We start from the raw sequence: 13,181 nt of genomic DNA, 5'->3' as shown, positions 1-13,181 counted from the left end.
CCGCCGCCACGATGGAAATCGGATGTCCGAAACGGGTACGCAGACGAGGGCAAAGCGCACGGCACGGATTGGGGCCGGCCGTCTCTACCAGAACCGCTGGATGCTGGCTGCCGCGATCGTTGCGGTGCTTGTCGTCCATTTCCTCGGCAGCACTTCGCAATGGGTGACGGCTGCAGCCGTGCTTGCGCTGGTATTGTTTGCGCTGGTCGCTCCGCGCACGCCGGCGGCGAAACGGATGGCTGACGCTGCCGCGCGCGTCGAACGCTCGCCGCTCGACCGACTTTCGGGCGAGAAGCTTGCCGCCGCCGTTGCCGATCCGCTCATCATCTTCGACCGCGACGGTGCGGTGGTCCATGCCAATGCGGCAGCGCAAAGGGCGTTCGGGGCCATCCGCCCGGAGGTGCCGCTGCTGCTGATGTTCCGCGCGCCCGAAATGCAGGCGCTGATCGAGGGCGCGCTCGCCGGCGGCAATGGTCCGCAGGGCGCCGACTATATCGAACGCGTGCCGTTCGAGCGCGTCTACCGCGTCACCGCCTACGCGGTGGAGCGCGGCACGGGCCTCTTCGTGCTTGCCTTCAGGGACCAGAGCGAGGCCCGTCGCATCGACCGGATGCGCGCCGATTTCATCGCCAACGCCAGTCACGAGTTGCGCACGCCGTTGGCATCGATCGCCGGTTTCGTCGAGACGCTACGCGGCCCGGCGCGCAACGATGCCAATGCGCGCGATCAGTTCCTGCAGATCATGCAGAACCAGACCGGGCGCATGGCCCGGCTGATCGACGACCTGCTGTCGCTGTCGCGGCTTGAGATGAAGCCCCATGTCAAGCCGGGTGGGCGCGTCGATCTGCGCCAGACCGTGGAATCCGTGATCGCCTCGCTGGCGCCGCTGGCGGCCGATACCGGCGTGGTTGTGGATCGTGAATTCGGGGAAGGGTCGTTCGAGGTCGAAGGCGACAGGGACGAGCTGTTTCAGGTTTTCCAGAACCTGCTCGAGAACGCCTGCAAATACGGTCAGTCGGGCGGTCGCGTCATTGTGTCGATGCGGCACTCCATGGAGGGCGGCGAGCCGGAGATCGAGGCGACCGTCCGCGACTTCGGTCCCGGTATCCCGGCCGAGCATATACCGCGCGTGACCGAGCGTTTCTATCGCGTCGATCTCGAAACGAGCCGCGCCCAGAAGGGCACGGGGCTGGGCCTGTCCATCGTCAAGCACATCCTGAGCCGCCACAACGGGCGGCTGTCGATCAAGTCGGAACTTGGCGAGGGAACGGCATTCTCGGTGCACCTGCCGGCGCGCTGAAGCGGGCATTTCTTTTTTCTGTCATCAGACTACCCTACACTGGCACATTGGATGCATGATTCATCGTTTTTGAAGGAGGCCCCGAGCAGAAATGCAGTCCGTTCATATCGTCAGTGCCTATGACGAGGAGTTGAAGTTCCTCGCCCGCAAGATCGCAGCCATGGGCGGCCAGGCCGAGCGCATGGTCGAGCAAGCGGTCGCTGCGCTGGTCAATGGCGATCCGGAACTCGGACAAAGGGTGATCCAGGACGATGCGCTGCTCGACGAGGCCGAGCGCGAGATCGACGACAAGGCGATCCTGATCATCGCGCGCCGCCAGCCGATGGCCAAGGACCTGCGCGAGATCATCGGCGCCATCCGCATCTCGGCCGATCTCGAACGTGTCGGCGATCTCGGCAAGAACGTCGCCAAGCGCGTCGCCGCCGTTTCCGAGGGGCGCCAGCCCAACAGCCTGTTCCGCGGCCTGCAGGCGCTGGCCGAACTGGCGCTGACCCAGCTCAAGGACGTGCTCGACGCCTATGCCTCGCGTTCGGTCGAGCGGATCGGCTTCGTGCGCGACCGCGACGAGCAGATCGACGCCATGTACACGTCGCTGTTCCGCGAGCTGCTGACCTACATGATGGAAGATCCGCGCAACATCACGCCCTGCACGCATCTGCTTTTCGTTGCCAAGAACATCGAGCGCATCGGCGATCACGCCACCAACATCGCCGAGACGATCTACTACATCGTCACCGGCGAGCAGATGCCGCCGGAGCGCCCCAAGGAAGACAAGAGCCACCGCGTGACGGTTTCGGGCGAGGCGAAGACGGGCGAATAGCGAGCTGGAAATAGCGAATAGGGAATAGGGAATAGGGAATAGGGAAGAAGAAAGGGGCCCGGATCGTATTGACGAACCGGGCCCCACTATCTTGTTCTATTCGCTATTCGCTATTCGCTATTCGCTATTCGCTATTCGCTCAGCGCGACCGGCGGCGCTCGGACGCTGGCTGGAAGGCGACTTTCGAGTGGTAGCCGCAATACGGCCCGCTTTCGCCTGCCTCATTGCCGCAGAAGCTGAAATCTTCGCTCAGCGGGTCGCCATTCGGCCACTTGCAGGTGCGCTCGTTGAGCTGGACCAGCTGAAGGCGGCGCGAGATCGGCACGACGACATTGTCGACCGGGCGAATGTATTGGCGGACGACCGGCTCGACCTCGAACTGGGCCTGCAGGGCAGTTGCGCCGATGCTTGCGGTCACCGTGCGCGTCGTCGTCACGGGGCGCGAAACCGTCTTGGTTGCCGTCGTCACTTGCGTCGTCGTCGCCTTCTTCTGGCGCGCCGGCGCAGCCGTGGCGCGGCCACGGCTCGACAGCTTCAAACGGTGGACCTTGCCGATCACCGCGTTGCGGCTGACGCCGCCAAGTTGTGCTGCAATCTGGCTGGCACTCAGACCCTCCGACCACAATTTCCTGAGAAGCTCGACCCGCTCGTCAGTCCAGTTCATGAGAACGTACTCCTGATTTGGCGCGCAGAATTCGGAATCCGTCTCCACCCCGGAAAGCCGGGCTGGCACCACATATATTCGGTGAATATGTCCGCCGCACGAAATCTAGTTATTTCCCGATTACAATTACCGATGCGCTGACTCCGTGACAAGAGTCTGACGGGCCATAGTGATTCTGTTTTTGCGGTTTTCCCCAACTTGCCTGAAGCTGACGTCAAGTCAGCAGCCAAGGGGCGTCTTCGCTTTTGCCTGGGGCGTTGGGCCAGGATGCTGGGCCGACTTCAGGAGGGGCTAATGCGCCCTTTCTATGTTCTATGCCATCCTTCACGCGTCCTGCGGAATGCGTTGCGCCACAGGCGACGTTTTCGTTGACTTCATGTCCGAAAAACCTGATATACCCTCGTGGCCGCCGCTTGAGGCGGCTTTTTGATTTTCCGGTTCCGGAGTTGCATATAATGAGCGGATCGGCGCTTTTCGAGACGTTTGCTCGCGTACCCCTGGCTTTCGAGCGAGGTGAAGGTTCCTGGCTGATCACCGAGAACGGCGAGCGATACCTCGATTTTGCCGGCGGCATCGCCGTCAATTCGCTCGGGCACGGCCATCCCCATCTGGTCCAGGCGCTGACCGAGCAGGCAGCCAAGCTCTGGCACGTTTCCAACCTCTACCAGATCCCGGGCCAGAGCCGGCTGGGTGAGCGCTTGGCCGAAAACTCCTTCGCCGACCGCGTCTTCTTCACCAATTCGGGTGCGGAGGCGCTGGAATGCGCGATCAAGACCGCGCGCCGCTACCAGTATTCGAAGGGTCACCCCGAGCGCTATCGCGTCATCACCTTCGAGGGTGCTTTCCATGGCCGCACGCTGGCGACCATCGCCGCCGGCGGCCAGGCCAAGTATCTCGAAGGCTTCGGCCCCAAGGTTGAAGGCTTCGACCAGGTTGCCTTCGACGACGTCGATGCCGCCGAGAAGCTGATCGGCCCGGAGACCGCGGCGATCCTACTCGAGCCGGTGCAGGGCGAGGGCGGCATCCGCCCGTTCCCGACCGCCTCGCTCAAGCGCCTGCGCCAGCTGTGCGACAAGCACGGCCTGTTGTTGATCTTCGACGAGGTCCAATGCGGCATCGGCCGGACCGGCAAGCTGTTCGGCTATGAATGGTCGGGTGTCTCGCCGGACCTGATGGCGATCGCCAAGGGCATCGGCGGTGGCTTCCCGATGGGCGCCTGCCTGGCTACCGAAGAGGCTGCGAGCGTCATGACGGCTGGTGTCCATGGCACCACCTTCGGCGGCAATCCGCTCGCCATGGCGGTCGGCAATGCTGTGCTCGACGTGGTTCTCGAAGAGGGCTTCCTTGAGGAAGTCAGCCGCAAGGCGCTGCTTCTCAAGCAGGGCCTGGCTGCCATTGCCGACGAGTTCCCCGAGGTGATTTCCGAGATCCGCGGCACCGGCCTGATGCTCGGTCTCAAATGCACCATGCCCAACACCAAGGTGAACATGGCGCTGCGCGACCAGAAGCTGCTCGCGGTGCCGGCGGGCGAAAATGTGCTGCGTCTTTTGCCGCCGCTGACGACGACAGACGCAGACATCCAGGAGGCGCTCGAACGCATTCGCGCGGGCGCCGCTAGCCTCTCCAAGGCCGCCGCCAACGGCGGGTAAACCAAGGAATTCACATGACCAGCGGAATTCGTCACTTCACCGACCTCTCGGCCATGTCCGGGAGCGATCTTCGCGGAATTCTGGACGATGCGGCTGCGCGCAAGGCGCGCCTGAAAGCCGGCGAACGATCCAGGCCGCTCGAAGGCAAGGTGCTGGCGATGATCTTCGACAAGCCGTCGACCCGCACGCGCATCTCGTTCGACGTCGGCATGCGCCAGCTCGGCGGCGAGACGATCATGCTGACCGGCACCGAGATGCAGCTTGGCCGTTCCGAGTCCATCGCCGACACGGCCAAGGTGCTGTCACGCTATGTCGACGCGATCATGATCCGCACGACCGCGCACGACCGGCTGATCGAGCTGACCGAAAATGCCACGATCCCTGTCATCAACGGCCTGACCGACGACACCCACCCCTGCCAGCTGATGGCCGACATCCTGACCTTCGAGGAGCATCGCGGCCCGGTCGCCGGCAAGACCTTCGCCTGGACCGGCGACGGCAACAACGTGCTGCATTCGCTGCTCGAGGCCTCCGCCCGTTTCGGCTTCAACGTCAATATGGCGGTGCCGGAAGGCAGCGAGCCGGAAGCGAAATATGTCGAGTGGGCCCGTGCCAATGGCGGCAAGGTGATGATGACGCGTTCGGCCGAGGAAGCGGTCAGCGGCGTCGACGCCGTTGTCACCGATTGCTGGGTGTCGATGGGCCAGGAGCATCGCGCCCGCGGCCACAACGTCTTCCTGCCCTATCAGGTCAATGCCGATCTGATGAAGCACGCCAAGCCAGACGCGCTGTTCCTGCACTGCCTGCCCGCGCATCGGGGCGAAGAAGTGACCGACGAGGTGATCGACGGGCCGAACTCGGTGGTGTTTGACGAGGCGGAAAACCGGCTCCACGCCCAGAAGGCGGTGCTGGCCTGGAGCCTCGGCGCTTGAATGCCTGATCGACCACCCCTATCTGGGGCGGGATCAAGGCAATTGGCGGCGCGACAGCGCCTGTTTCGCGACCCTCGGTTGGCCGATGCGTCGCGGAACTCATCATATGGGATAAGCTGCAGTGGCTGAGACTGAACGCAAGCTCGGCGAATTTGGATTCGCCGGTGACGACCATGTCGTTCCATTTTCGGTGGAGCCGCTCGACGTGCGCGGCCGAACCGTGCAGCTCGGGCCGTTGCTCGACCAGATCCTCGAAAGACACGACTATCCGGAGCCGGTCGCGCGCCTGCTGGCGGAGGCCTGCGTGGTGACGGTGCTGCTCGGCACGTCGCTGAAATTCGAGGGCAAGTTCATCCTGCAGACCCGCACCGACGGGCCGGTGGACATGCTGGTCGCCGACTTCACGACGCCGCACTCGCTGCGCGCCTATGCCCGCTTCGACGCCGATCGTGTCCAAGCCGCAATCAACTCGGGCATGACCGCACCGGAAGACCTGCTCGGCACCGGCGTGCTGGCGCTCACCGTCGACCAGGGCGAGCATACCCAGCGCTACCAGGGCATCGTAGAGCTCAACGGCATCTCCCTCGAGGAGGCGTCGCGCACCTATTTCCGCCAGTCGGAGCAGATTCCTACCGACCTGCGTCTGTCTGTGGCCAAGCTTGTCCTGCCGGGCGAGGGCGGCAGCCGCGAGTACTGGCGCGCCGGTGGCCTTCTCGCCCAGTTTCTGCCGGACTCGCCCGAGCGCCGGCGCGTGGCTGATATCCATGGCGGTGACGGCGACGAGCGCGACATCGCAGGCCAGCCCGACGACAATGCCTGGCAGGAGCTTCTGGCACTGATGGCGACTATCGAGCCGAGCGAGTTGATCGACCCGACCGTCGGTCCCGAAAGGCTGCTGTACCGCCTGTTCCACGAGCATGGCGTACGCGTCTTCGAAGGCGTGCGTGTTGCCGACCAGTGCTCTTGTTCGGATCACAAGATCAGGGGCATTCTGCAGGGCTTCTCGGCTGAAGAAATCGAGGAAAGCGTCGAAGACGGCCGCATCCGCGTCAATTGCGAGTTCTGCTCGAAGGCCTACGAGTTCGAACCGGCCGAGTTCGTGCCGGCGGAGTAGGGCGCTTGTCGCTCAGTTGAGCCTGTGTCGCGTGCCGGGCAGGTCGAGCGAAAAGGCGGGAATGGCGATGTCGAACGTCTCGCCCGCTTCGTTGCGCATGGTGTAGCGCCCGACCATGATGCCTGAGGACGTCGAGAGCGGGCAGCCGGACGTATATTGATAGCTGTCGCCGGGATTGAGCTCGGGTTGGTCGCCGACCACACCTGGGCCGCGAATTTCCTCGATACGGCCGGTGGCGTCGGTGATGTGCCAGTAGCGCGACAACAGCTGGACGAATTCGTCCGAGTTGTTCTCGATCGTTATGCGATAGCCCCAGACATAGTGGTTTTCCGACGGATCGGACCGATCTTCGAGGTAGAACGGTTCGACTTCGACGGCTATGTTGCGGGTAATCGCGCGATACATATGCTGCGCTCCCATGATGCGCCTGTTAGGGTCCGCCCCTTGCCACGGCGGGTCAACTGCCGTTCGACCTGTTCAGTCGAATGTGATCTGTGGCGCCCTGCAGACAGAGCGCCACGTTCACCGGTGCCGTCAGCGCACCGCCTTCAGCGCGCTCTCGATGTCGTTGAGCAGGTCGTCGGCATCCTCGAGACCGACCGACAGCCTGAGCGTGCCATCGTCGATGCCGAGCTCGGCACGGGCCTCGTCGGACAGGCTCTTGTGCGTGGTGGTCGCCGGATGGGTGATCAGGCTCTTGGCGTCGCCGAGATTGTTCGAGATCAGGATGATGTCGAGCGCGTTCTCGAAGGCGAAGGCCGCCTTCTTGCCGCCCTTGAGGTCGAAGCAGAGCAGCGTAGAGCCGCCCTTCATCTGCTTCTTGATGATGTCGGCCTGCGGATGGTCCGGACGGCCCGGATAGATAAGGCGCGACACTTCCGGCCTGCCGGCAAGGAAATCGGCGATCTTGCCGGCGGTCTCGGTCTGCTGGCGCACGCGCAGCGGCAGCGTCTCCAGCCCCTTGAGCAGCGTCCAGGCGTTGAAGGGCGACAGGCTCGGTCCGGTATGGCGGAAATAGTCGTGCAGGTTTTCGTCGATCCACTTCTTGTCCGACAAGATGACGCCGCCAAGGCAGCGGCCTTGGCCGTCGATATGCTTGGTGGCCGAATAGACGACGACATGCGCGCCGAGCTCCAGCGGCTTCTGCTGCATCGGCGTGGCAAAGACGTTGTCGACGACCAGGCGCGCGCCGATCGAATTGGCGAGTGCGGCCACCGCGGCGATGTCGACCACCTCGAGCGTCGGATTGGTCGGGCTTTCGAGGAAGAACAGCTTGGTGTTGGGCTTTACCGCCTTTTCCCAATTCTCGAACACCGTGCCGTCGACCAGCGTGGCCTCGATGCCGTAGCGCGGCGCCAGCGTCTCGACGACCCAGCGGCACGAGCCGAACAGCGCGCGTGCGGCCACGATATGGTCGCCGGCCTTCAGGCTGCACAGGATCGCGGCGGTGACGGCGGCCATGCCCGAGGCCAGGGCGCGGGCGTCCTCGGCACCTTCCAGTTCGCACATGCGCTTCTCGAACATGTCGACCGTGGGATTGGCGTAGCGCGAATAGATGAAGCCCTGGGTCTCGCCCTTGAAGCGCGCTTCCGCACTTTCGGCCGTTTCGTAGACATAGCCCTGGGTGAGGTAGATTGCCTCGGAGGTTTCGCCGAATTCGGATCGGAGCGTTCCGCCATGGACAAGTGCGGTCTGCGGATTCCAGTTGCGCTGCTTTTCGGAGGTCATGGCCAATTCCAAACACAAAAAAACCGGTCGCGAAAAGTCGCAAACCGGCCCAACTGCGGCCCTTTAGCGACTTGTTTAACGTGGCTGCAAGCCGACCGGCCAAATCACCACGGGATAACGGGTGCTTTAGACCCGTCGCCGCCTTGCGTCAACCGCGGGGTCGACTAAACGTTTTGGGCCACGCGCATGACCCGGAAACGGGTCAGTGCATGACCCCGAAAATCGGAATCGATTTTCGGAAAGGATCATGCACAAATTCAAAGTGCTACAGCGTCCTTTGCGCGTCCAAAAGGACGCGCGGCGCTGTAGGGTATCGAGTTGCAGTGCTTGGCCTGCCTGCTGGCCCGGCGGCGCTGTAGAGGAGTAAGACAATGCGACAGTCGGGCATACTTCCGGATCAGGATATCGCGGCCTTGTTCGCATCGGGCGCGCTTGCGGCACCGCCGCTCGACGCCGACCAGATCCAGCCGGCGAGCCTCGACCTGCGCCTTGGCGCCAAGGCCTATCGCGTGCGCGCCAGTTTCCTGCCCGGTCCGAGTAGCCTTGTCTCGGCAAAGCTCGACAGGCTCAAGCTGCACGAGATCGACCTCGCCGACGGTGCGGTGCTGGAGACGGGCTGCGTCTATATCGTGCCGCTGCTCGAAAGCCTCGCCCTGCCGGCAGACATCTCTGCCTCCGCCAATCCGAAGAGCTCGACCGGCCGCCTCGACATCTTCACCCGCGTCATGACCGACTACGGGCAGGAATTCGACAAGATTCCGGCCGGCTACAATGGTCCGCTCTATCTCGAAGTCAGTCCGCGTACCTTCCCGATCGTCGTGCGCACCGGCTCGCGCCTGTCGCAGATCCGCTTTCGCAAGGGCAATGCGCTGCTGACCGAGGCGGAGCTGAACGCGCTGCATAACTCGGACCGCCTGGTCGCCATCGACCCGCCGAACATTTCGGGTGGCGGCATCGCACTTTCCATCGACCTAGCCGGCACGGTGGGGAGCATCGTCGGCTACCGCGGCAAACACCACACCGGGTTGGTCGATGTCGACAAGCGCTCCGCCCACGAGGTCGTCGACTTCTGGGAGCCGATCTATAACCACGGCGCGGGCGAACTGGTGCTCGACCCGGACGAGTTCTACATCCTCGTCAGCCGTGAGGCGGTGCACGTGCCGCCGCTCTACGCTGCCGAGATGACGCCGTTCGATCCGCTCGTCGGCGAGTTCCGCGTTCACTACGCCGGCTTCTTCGACCCGGGTTTCGGCCACTCCAGTGCAGGCGGCACCGGTAGCCGCGCCGTGCTTGAGGTGCGCAGCCATGAAGTACCCTTCATCCTGGAGCACGGCCAGGTCGTCGGGCGGCTCGTCTACGAGCACATGCTTTCGCGTCCGCGCGCGCTCTACGGCACCGACCTCGGTTCGAACTACCAGGCCCAGGGACTGAAGCTGTCCAAGCATTTCCGCATGGGCTGACCCCAGGACCGAGCGTCGATTGCTGAATGTCGGTTGGTCCTAGCCCTTAGTCTGCTTGTCCATTTGCGGCCGCTGTGGTTGGCTGTCGTGGGGGAACACTCGCGAAAAGAGTAACCCGACAACGGAGACGACAATGCAGATTTCCAGAAAATTCGCATGCTCGGCTGCACTCGCAGCACTTCTGTTCGCAATGGGGGGCGCTTCGGCGCAGCAGGCAGCAAAGCTCAAGATCGGTACCGAGGGCGCCTATCCGCCCTTCAACAGCCTCACATCCGACGGCAAGCTGGTCGGATTCGACATCGACATCGCCAACGCGCTCTGCGCCGAGATGAAGGTGGAATGTGAGTTCATCACCCAGGACTGGGACGGCATCATCCCGGCGCTGCAGGGTGGCAAGTTCGACGCCATCGTCGCCTCGATGACGATCACCGACGAACGCAAGCAGCAGGTTGACTTCACCAACAGGTACTACACCACCCCGCTTGCGCTGGTGGCGCTGAAGGACAGCGAACTGACTTCGCCCGAGCCCGACGCACTCAAGGGCAAGACCGTCGGTGCGCAGGCCTCCACCACCCAGGCGATCTATGCCGAAGACAAATATGCCAAGGCCGGTGCCGACGTGAAGCTCTACCCGACGCAGGACGAGGCCATGGCCGATCTCACCAACGGTCGCCTGGACGCCGTGGTTTCGGACAAGTTCGTGCTGGTCGACTGGATGAAGACCACGGGCAACGACTGCTGCAAGATGATCGGCGATCTCAAGGGTACCGAGTCCCTGACCGGCATCGCCGTGCGCAAGGGTGATCCGCTACGCGAGAAGCTGAACGCGGCCATCGACGGGATCGTCAAGGACGGCACCTACGCCAAGATCAACGCCAAATATTTCGACTTCGACATCTACGGCAAGGATTGATCGTCCACGATCGGGCCGGGCGTTGACGGCGCCCGGCCATTCGTCGCAGCAGTCAAGTGCGGATGGCGGCAGGTCCTTCGATCATCTTGTGCCGGCGTCCAACGTGTGCCGACATATACTCCGATATCGTCGAGTGCGGATCAGCGCGCGCGGGCATCGATGCGTTTCGTGATCGATACTCAAGATGTGATTGCAGTCTACTGGCGACCTTGTTCGATCTGGCACATTATTCGAGCGACTGGAGGTAGCCATCATGCGTTACGTTCTTATCGCAGCAGCATTCGGTCTTTCAGCGCCCCTGTCCGGTTGCACGTCGGACAACATGGATTATGTCGGGGCTTTCCAGCCGGGATACTACAACGCCTACGGTTTGCCGTTGAACTTCAACGGGTACCAATCGTACCGATCCGGTAGCTACAGCAGCGGCTATCGCATCCATCAAGGCCAGGGTTTCCATGGCGGCGAACTGCGCAGGCTCCGTTAGGCAACCAGCAGTATCTTCAGAAAACAAAAATCCGGGCGGCGGTGACGTCCGGATTTTTGTTGAAAGTGGAGCGGGTAGCGGGAATCGAACCCGCGCGTTCAGCTTGGGAAGCTGACAGGCTACCATTACATCATACCCGCGCGGCCTTTGGTTAGCATCAGCTATGCTTCTCGGCAATTGGAAACAGCGGACAGGCTGTGCGCAAAGCTTCGTTTCTCTTGGCGGCGGGAGATCATTGGTTCGAGAAGGGTAGGACGGAGTTCCGCCCGTGCACTACCGCCCATTTTTGAACCGTACCTCCGCCCGGCGGAACCATGATGCGCTGATTGCGAGATAGGCACGTCGGCCCAAGTGCCCGTCCAGGCCGGCCTTCATGATCTGCAGCGCCTGCCTTGCCGCAAACTTCCTTGCGATCTCCTTGCAGAACACGCGGGGGCCGAATGCCCGGGCCAGCCCCTGAGCATGCTTGCGAAAGAGCTCGAGGGTTCTGTCATCCTTGTAGAACGCCGGGAGGCGCCTTGGATTCACGCGGGTCGCATGATCGACGACGTCCCAATAGATTTCGGCCGTCGCCCAGGAAAGGCTGCTGGCGTTTGCCAGAAGGGCATCGATGTCGCGATACCACCAGTCTTTCTCCTTCAGCGCGCGATCCTCCTTTCCGCCCCTCACATAGGGCAGCGTCTCGCGCGACGAGAAGTGGTTGGCACCGTGCTGTCGATAGCCCGAGAGAGGGATGGATATCAGTGCGCTGCCGGCCAGTGCATGACACATGGTGTTGAAGTAGCCATCGGCTCCCCGCATTTGCGGCGTGCTGCCATCGTAAAATCGGACAAGCCGCACGACTGATGCACGGTACATGTTGGCGGTCCCGGGTGCCCAGCACCATCCTTTCAGCGATCGTGGTACCGTCGCTGTGTTGGCTGCGAGGCGCTCATATTGGTCGTCGGTGACCGTGGGGAGCCGCAGCACGCTGTCCTGAGGCTGCAATCCCGACGTCAGGTCACGGCGTTTGACGTCGAAACTCGCGCTGGCGGACGTCAGGATGTTGCCGCTGGCATCCATTTCGGCAACGTTCGATGATGTGAAAGCGACTGGCTGAGGCAGGGCCATGTGCGCCTGCATATGCGTCGATGCATAGTTTTCAAACAGCACATCGTCGGCGTCGATAAAGGCGACGAAACCACCCTTGACCTTGTCGAGCGACCAGGACGCGGCACCAAGCTGCCCCAGGTTCTCAGGTAGAGTTTCGACAGTGAAGCGGCTGTCGCCTGCAACGTGACGTGCGATGACATCGGCACTGTCATCAGTCGAGCCGTTGTTGATCACCAGGCACTCGAAATGCGCATAGTCCTGGCGGCGGATGGAGTCGATGGTCGCCCCGACATAGCGCTCATAGTTCCAGCAGATCACCACGAAGCTGACCAGCGGTGGCGCAACCATGCCGTTGGCAAGGTCCCTGATGGTCAGTCCGCCAATCGTGAAGTCCGACGATGTTGCCGGCAGGATCTTCCGCTTCCGGAGGATGACCTGATTGTCGAGGTGCAGGAGTTCGAATTCCCCGGCCCGCTCCTGGAGAAAGGCGTCGATCCCCTCTTTCGGTCTTTCCACGGTCGTATCGCCGAGTTCCCATCCGTAGCCGTCGAGGATCATCACGCCGCCGTTGGCAAGGAGGCTCCAGCCAATCTCGGCATTGGCGAAGGCCGAGGCGGCCCGGTGGTCGGCGTCGACACAAATCACGTCGAAACGGCGGCCCTGCCGCCGCAACCCGGACAGCGCCTCGATCGAATGGGCCTTCAATTTCTCAACCCGGTCGGAGAAGGGGCGTGTGTTTTCGTCGAAGCGGGCTTCGGCTTCCGACATGTCCGTCCGGAAACGCGAGCTCGCCTCCAGATGCTCGGCGTTTCCCCCAAAGGTGTCGATGCAAGTGACATGCGCTTGCTGCCAGAACTGCAGGAAGAACAGCGTCGAACGCCGCTCGACGGCACCGATTCCCAGCACCTTCAGCGCTTCATGCCTGCCTTGGCCCAGAAGCTGCTCCCAAAGCGGAATGTGCGGCGAGGTCCAGTCCAGCGCAAGTGTCTTGCCCGCGAGATAATTCATGAATCACAACTCAGTGG

The 13,181-nt window shown here is 62.7% G+C and carries 12 protein-coding genes, 1 tRNA gene and 1 riboswitch; of the genes, 8 read left to right on the top strand and 5 right to left on the bottom strand.

Features of this window, described 5'->3' with window-relative positions; translation table 11 throughout:
* The first annotated feature begins 22 nt into the window (after nucleotides 1–22).
* Nucleotides 23–1,300 carry an ATP-binding protein gene (locus tag ABSY17_RS20090; protein ID WP_378944543.1) on the top strand — a complete coding sequence of 426 codons (1,278 nt, stop codon included), beginning with the start codon at nucleotides 23–25 and terminating at the stop codon, nucleotides 1,298–1,300.
* Between the two features lie 91 nt (nucleotides 1,301–1,391).
* Nucleotides 1,392–2,120, top strand: a complete 729-nt coding sequence (phoU, locus tag ABSY17_RS20085) for a phosphate signaling complex protein PhoU (RefSeq protein ID WP_378944541.1) — start codon at nucleotides 1,392–1,394, stop codon at nucleotides 2,118–2,120.
* 139 nt (nucleotides 2,121–2,259) lie between these two features.
* On the opposite strand, the gene ABSY17_RS20080 is transcribed toward phoU, so the two are convergent.
* On the bottom strand, nucleotides 2,260–2,784 hold the full coding sequence (locus ABSY17_RS20080; RefSeq protein ID WP_378944538.1) for a GcrA family cell cycle regulator: 525 nt from the start codon (nucleotides 2,782–2,784) through the stop codon (nucleotides 2,260–2,262).
* 455 nt (nucleotides 2,785–3,239) lie between these two features.
* Between ABSY17_RS20080 and ABSY17_RS20075 the strand changes: the two genes are divergently transcribed.
* The 3 genes from ABSY17_RS20075 to ABSY17_RS20065 all read left to right on the top strand — a co-directional run bounded on the left by ABSY17_RS20075 (nucleotide 3,240) and on the right by ABSY17_RS20065 (nucleotide 6,479).
* Nucleotides 3,240–4,433 (top strand): aspartate aminotransferase family protein, encoded by a 1,194-nt coding sequence (locus ABSY17_RS20075; protein WP_378944536.1) that lies wholly within the window; start codon nucleotides 3,240–3,242, stop codon nucleotides 4,431–4,433.
* A 14-nt stretch (nucleotides 4,434–4,447) separates the two neighbouring features.
* On the top strand, nucleotides 4,448–5,365 hold the full coding sequence (argF, locus tag ABSY17_RS20070) for an ornithine carbamoyltransferase (protein WP_378944533.1): 918 nt from the start codon (nucleotides 4,448–4,450) through the stop codon (nucleotides 5,363–5,365).
* Nucleotides 5,366–5,486: 121 nt separating this feature from the next.
* A complete protein-coding gene (locus ABSY17_RS20065) occupies nucleotides 5,487–6,479 on the top strand; it encodes an Hsp33 family molecular chaperone (RefSeq protein ID WP_378944530.1) in 993 nt (330 codons plus the stop codon).
* Nucleotides 6,480–6,491: 12 nt separating this feature from the next.
* Here the strand turns inward: ABSY17_RS20065 and apaG are convergent, their stop codons facing one another.
* Nucleotides 6,492–6,884 (bottom strand): Co2+/Mg2+ efflux protein ApaG, encoded by a 393-nt coding sequence (gene apaG / locus ABSY17_RS20060; protein ID WP_378944527.1) that lies wholly within the window; start codon nucleotides 6,882–6,884, stop codon nucleotides 6,492–6,494.
* Nucleotides 6,885–7,013: 129 nt separating this feature from the next.
* Complete coding sequence (locus ABSY17_RS20055; RefSeq protein ID WP_378944525.1) at nucleotides 7,014–8,207, bottom strand: O-succinylhomoserine sulfhydrylase; 1,194 nt, start codon at nucleotides 8,205–8,207, stop codon at nucleotides 7,014–7,016.
* Nucleotides 8,208–8,250: 43 nt separating this feature from the next.
* Nucleotides 8,251–8,328, bottom strand: a riboswitch (SAM riboswitch).
* Nucleotides 8,329–8,578: 250 nt separating this feature from the next.
* Between ABSY17_RS20055 and ABSY17_RS20050 the strand changes: the two genes are divergently transcribed.
* From ABSY17_RS20050 to ABSY17_RS20040, 3 genes are all read left to right on the top strand, one after another.
* Nucleotides 8,579–9,667 (top strand): 2'-deoxycytidine 5'-triphosphate deaminase, encoded by a 1,089-nt coding sequence (locus ABSY17_RS20050; protein ID WP_378944522.1) that lies wholly within the window; start codon nucleotides 8,579–8,581, stop codon nucleotides 9,665–9,667.
* A gap of 133 nt (nucleotides 9,668–9,800) precedes the next feature.
* Entirely contained in the window at nucleotides 9,801–10,580 is a 780-nt protein-coding gene (locus tag ABSY17_RS20045) for an ABC transporter substrate-binding protein (protein ID WP_378944519.1), read from the top strand.
* 253 nt (nucleotides 10,581–10,833) lie between these two features.
* The gene (locus tag ABSY17_RS20040) at nucleotides 10,834–11,064 is read left to right on the top strand and encodes a hypothetical protein (protein WP_378944516.1); all 231 of its coding nucleotides are present in this window, start codon (nucleotides 10,834–10,836) and stop codon (nucleotides 11,062–11,064) included.
* 66 nt (nucleotides 11,065–11,130) lie between these two features.
* On the opposite strand, the gene ABSY17_RS20035 is transcribed toward ABSY17_RS20040, so the two are convergent.
* Nucleotides 11,131–11,204 (bottom strand) — tRNA-Gly (locus tag ABSY17_RS20035).
* 133 nt (nucleotides 11,205–11,337) lie between these two features.
* Nucleotides 11,338–13,164 (bottom strand): glycosyltransferase, encoded by a 1,827-nt coding sequence (locus ABSY17_RS20030; RefSeq protein ID WP_378944513.1) that lies wholly within the window; start codon nucleotides 13,162–13,164, stop codon nucleotides 11,338–11,340.
* Between the last annotated feature and the right edge of the window lie 17 nt (nucleotides 13,165–13,181).

The sequence above is a fragment of the Mesorhizobium sp. ANAO-SY3R2 genome, assembly GCF_042466635.1.
Taxonomy (GTDB): domain Bacteria; phylum Pseudomonadota; class Alphaproteobacteria; order Rhizobiales; family Rhizobiaceae; genus Aminobacter.
This window is presented reverse-complemented; position numbering and strand designations above follow the sequence as displayed.

Coding starts and splice junctions, on each gene's coding strand:
- ABSY17_RS20090 (WP_378944543.1), top strand. CDS start 23: ATGTCCGAAACGGGTACGCAGACGAGGGCAAAGCGCACGGCACGGATT.
- phoU (WP_378944541.1), top strand. CDS start 1,392: ATGCAGTCCGTTCATATCGTCAGTGCCTATGACGAGGAGTTGAAGTTC.
- ABSY17_RS20080 (WP_378944538.1), bottom strand. CDS start 2,784: ATGAACTGGACTGACGAGCGGGTCGAGCTTCTCAGGAAATTGTGGTCG.
- ABSY17_RS20075 (WP_378944536.1), top strand. CDS start 3,240: ATGAGCGGATCGGCGCTTTTCGAGACGTTTGCTCGCGTACCCCTGGCT.
- argF (WP_378944533.1), top strand. CDS start 4,448: ATGACCAGCGGAATTCGTCACTTCACCGACCTCTCGGCCATGTCCGGG.
- apaG (WP_378944527.1), bottom strand. CDS start 6,884: ATGTATCGCGCGATTACCCGCAACATAGCCGTCGAAGTCGAACCGTTC.
- ABSY17_RS20055 (WP_378944525.1), bottom strand. CDS start 8,207: ATGACCTCCGAAAAGCAGCGCAACTGGAATCCGCAGACCGCACTTGTC.
- ABSY17_RS20050 (WP_378944522.1), top strand. CDS start 8,579: ATGCGACAGTCGGGCATACTTCCGGATCAGGATATCGCGGCCTTGTTC.
- ABSY17_RS20045 (WP_378944519.1), top strand. CDS start 9,801: ATGCAGATTTCCAGAAAATTCGCATGCTCGGCTGCACTCGCAGCACTT.
- ABSY17_RS20040 (WP_378944516.1), top strand. CDS start 10,834: ATGCGTTACGTTCTTATCGCAGCAGCATTCGGTCTTTCAGCGCCCCTG.
- ABSY17_RS20030 (WP_378944513.1), bottom strand. CDS start 13,164: ATGAATTATCTCGCGGGCAAGACACTTGCGCTGGACTGGACCTCGCCG.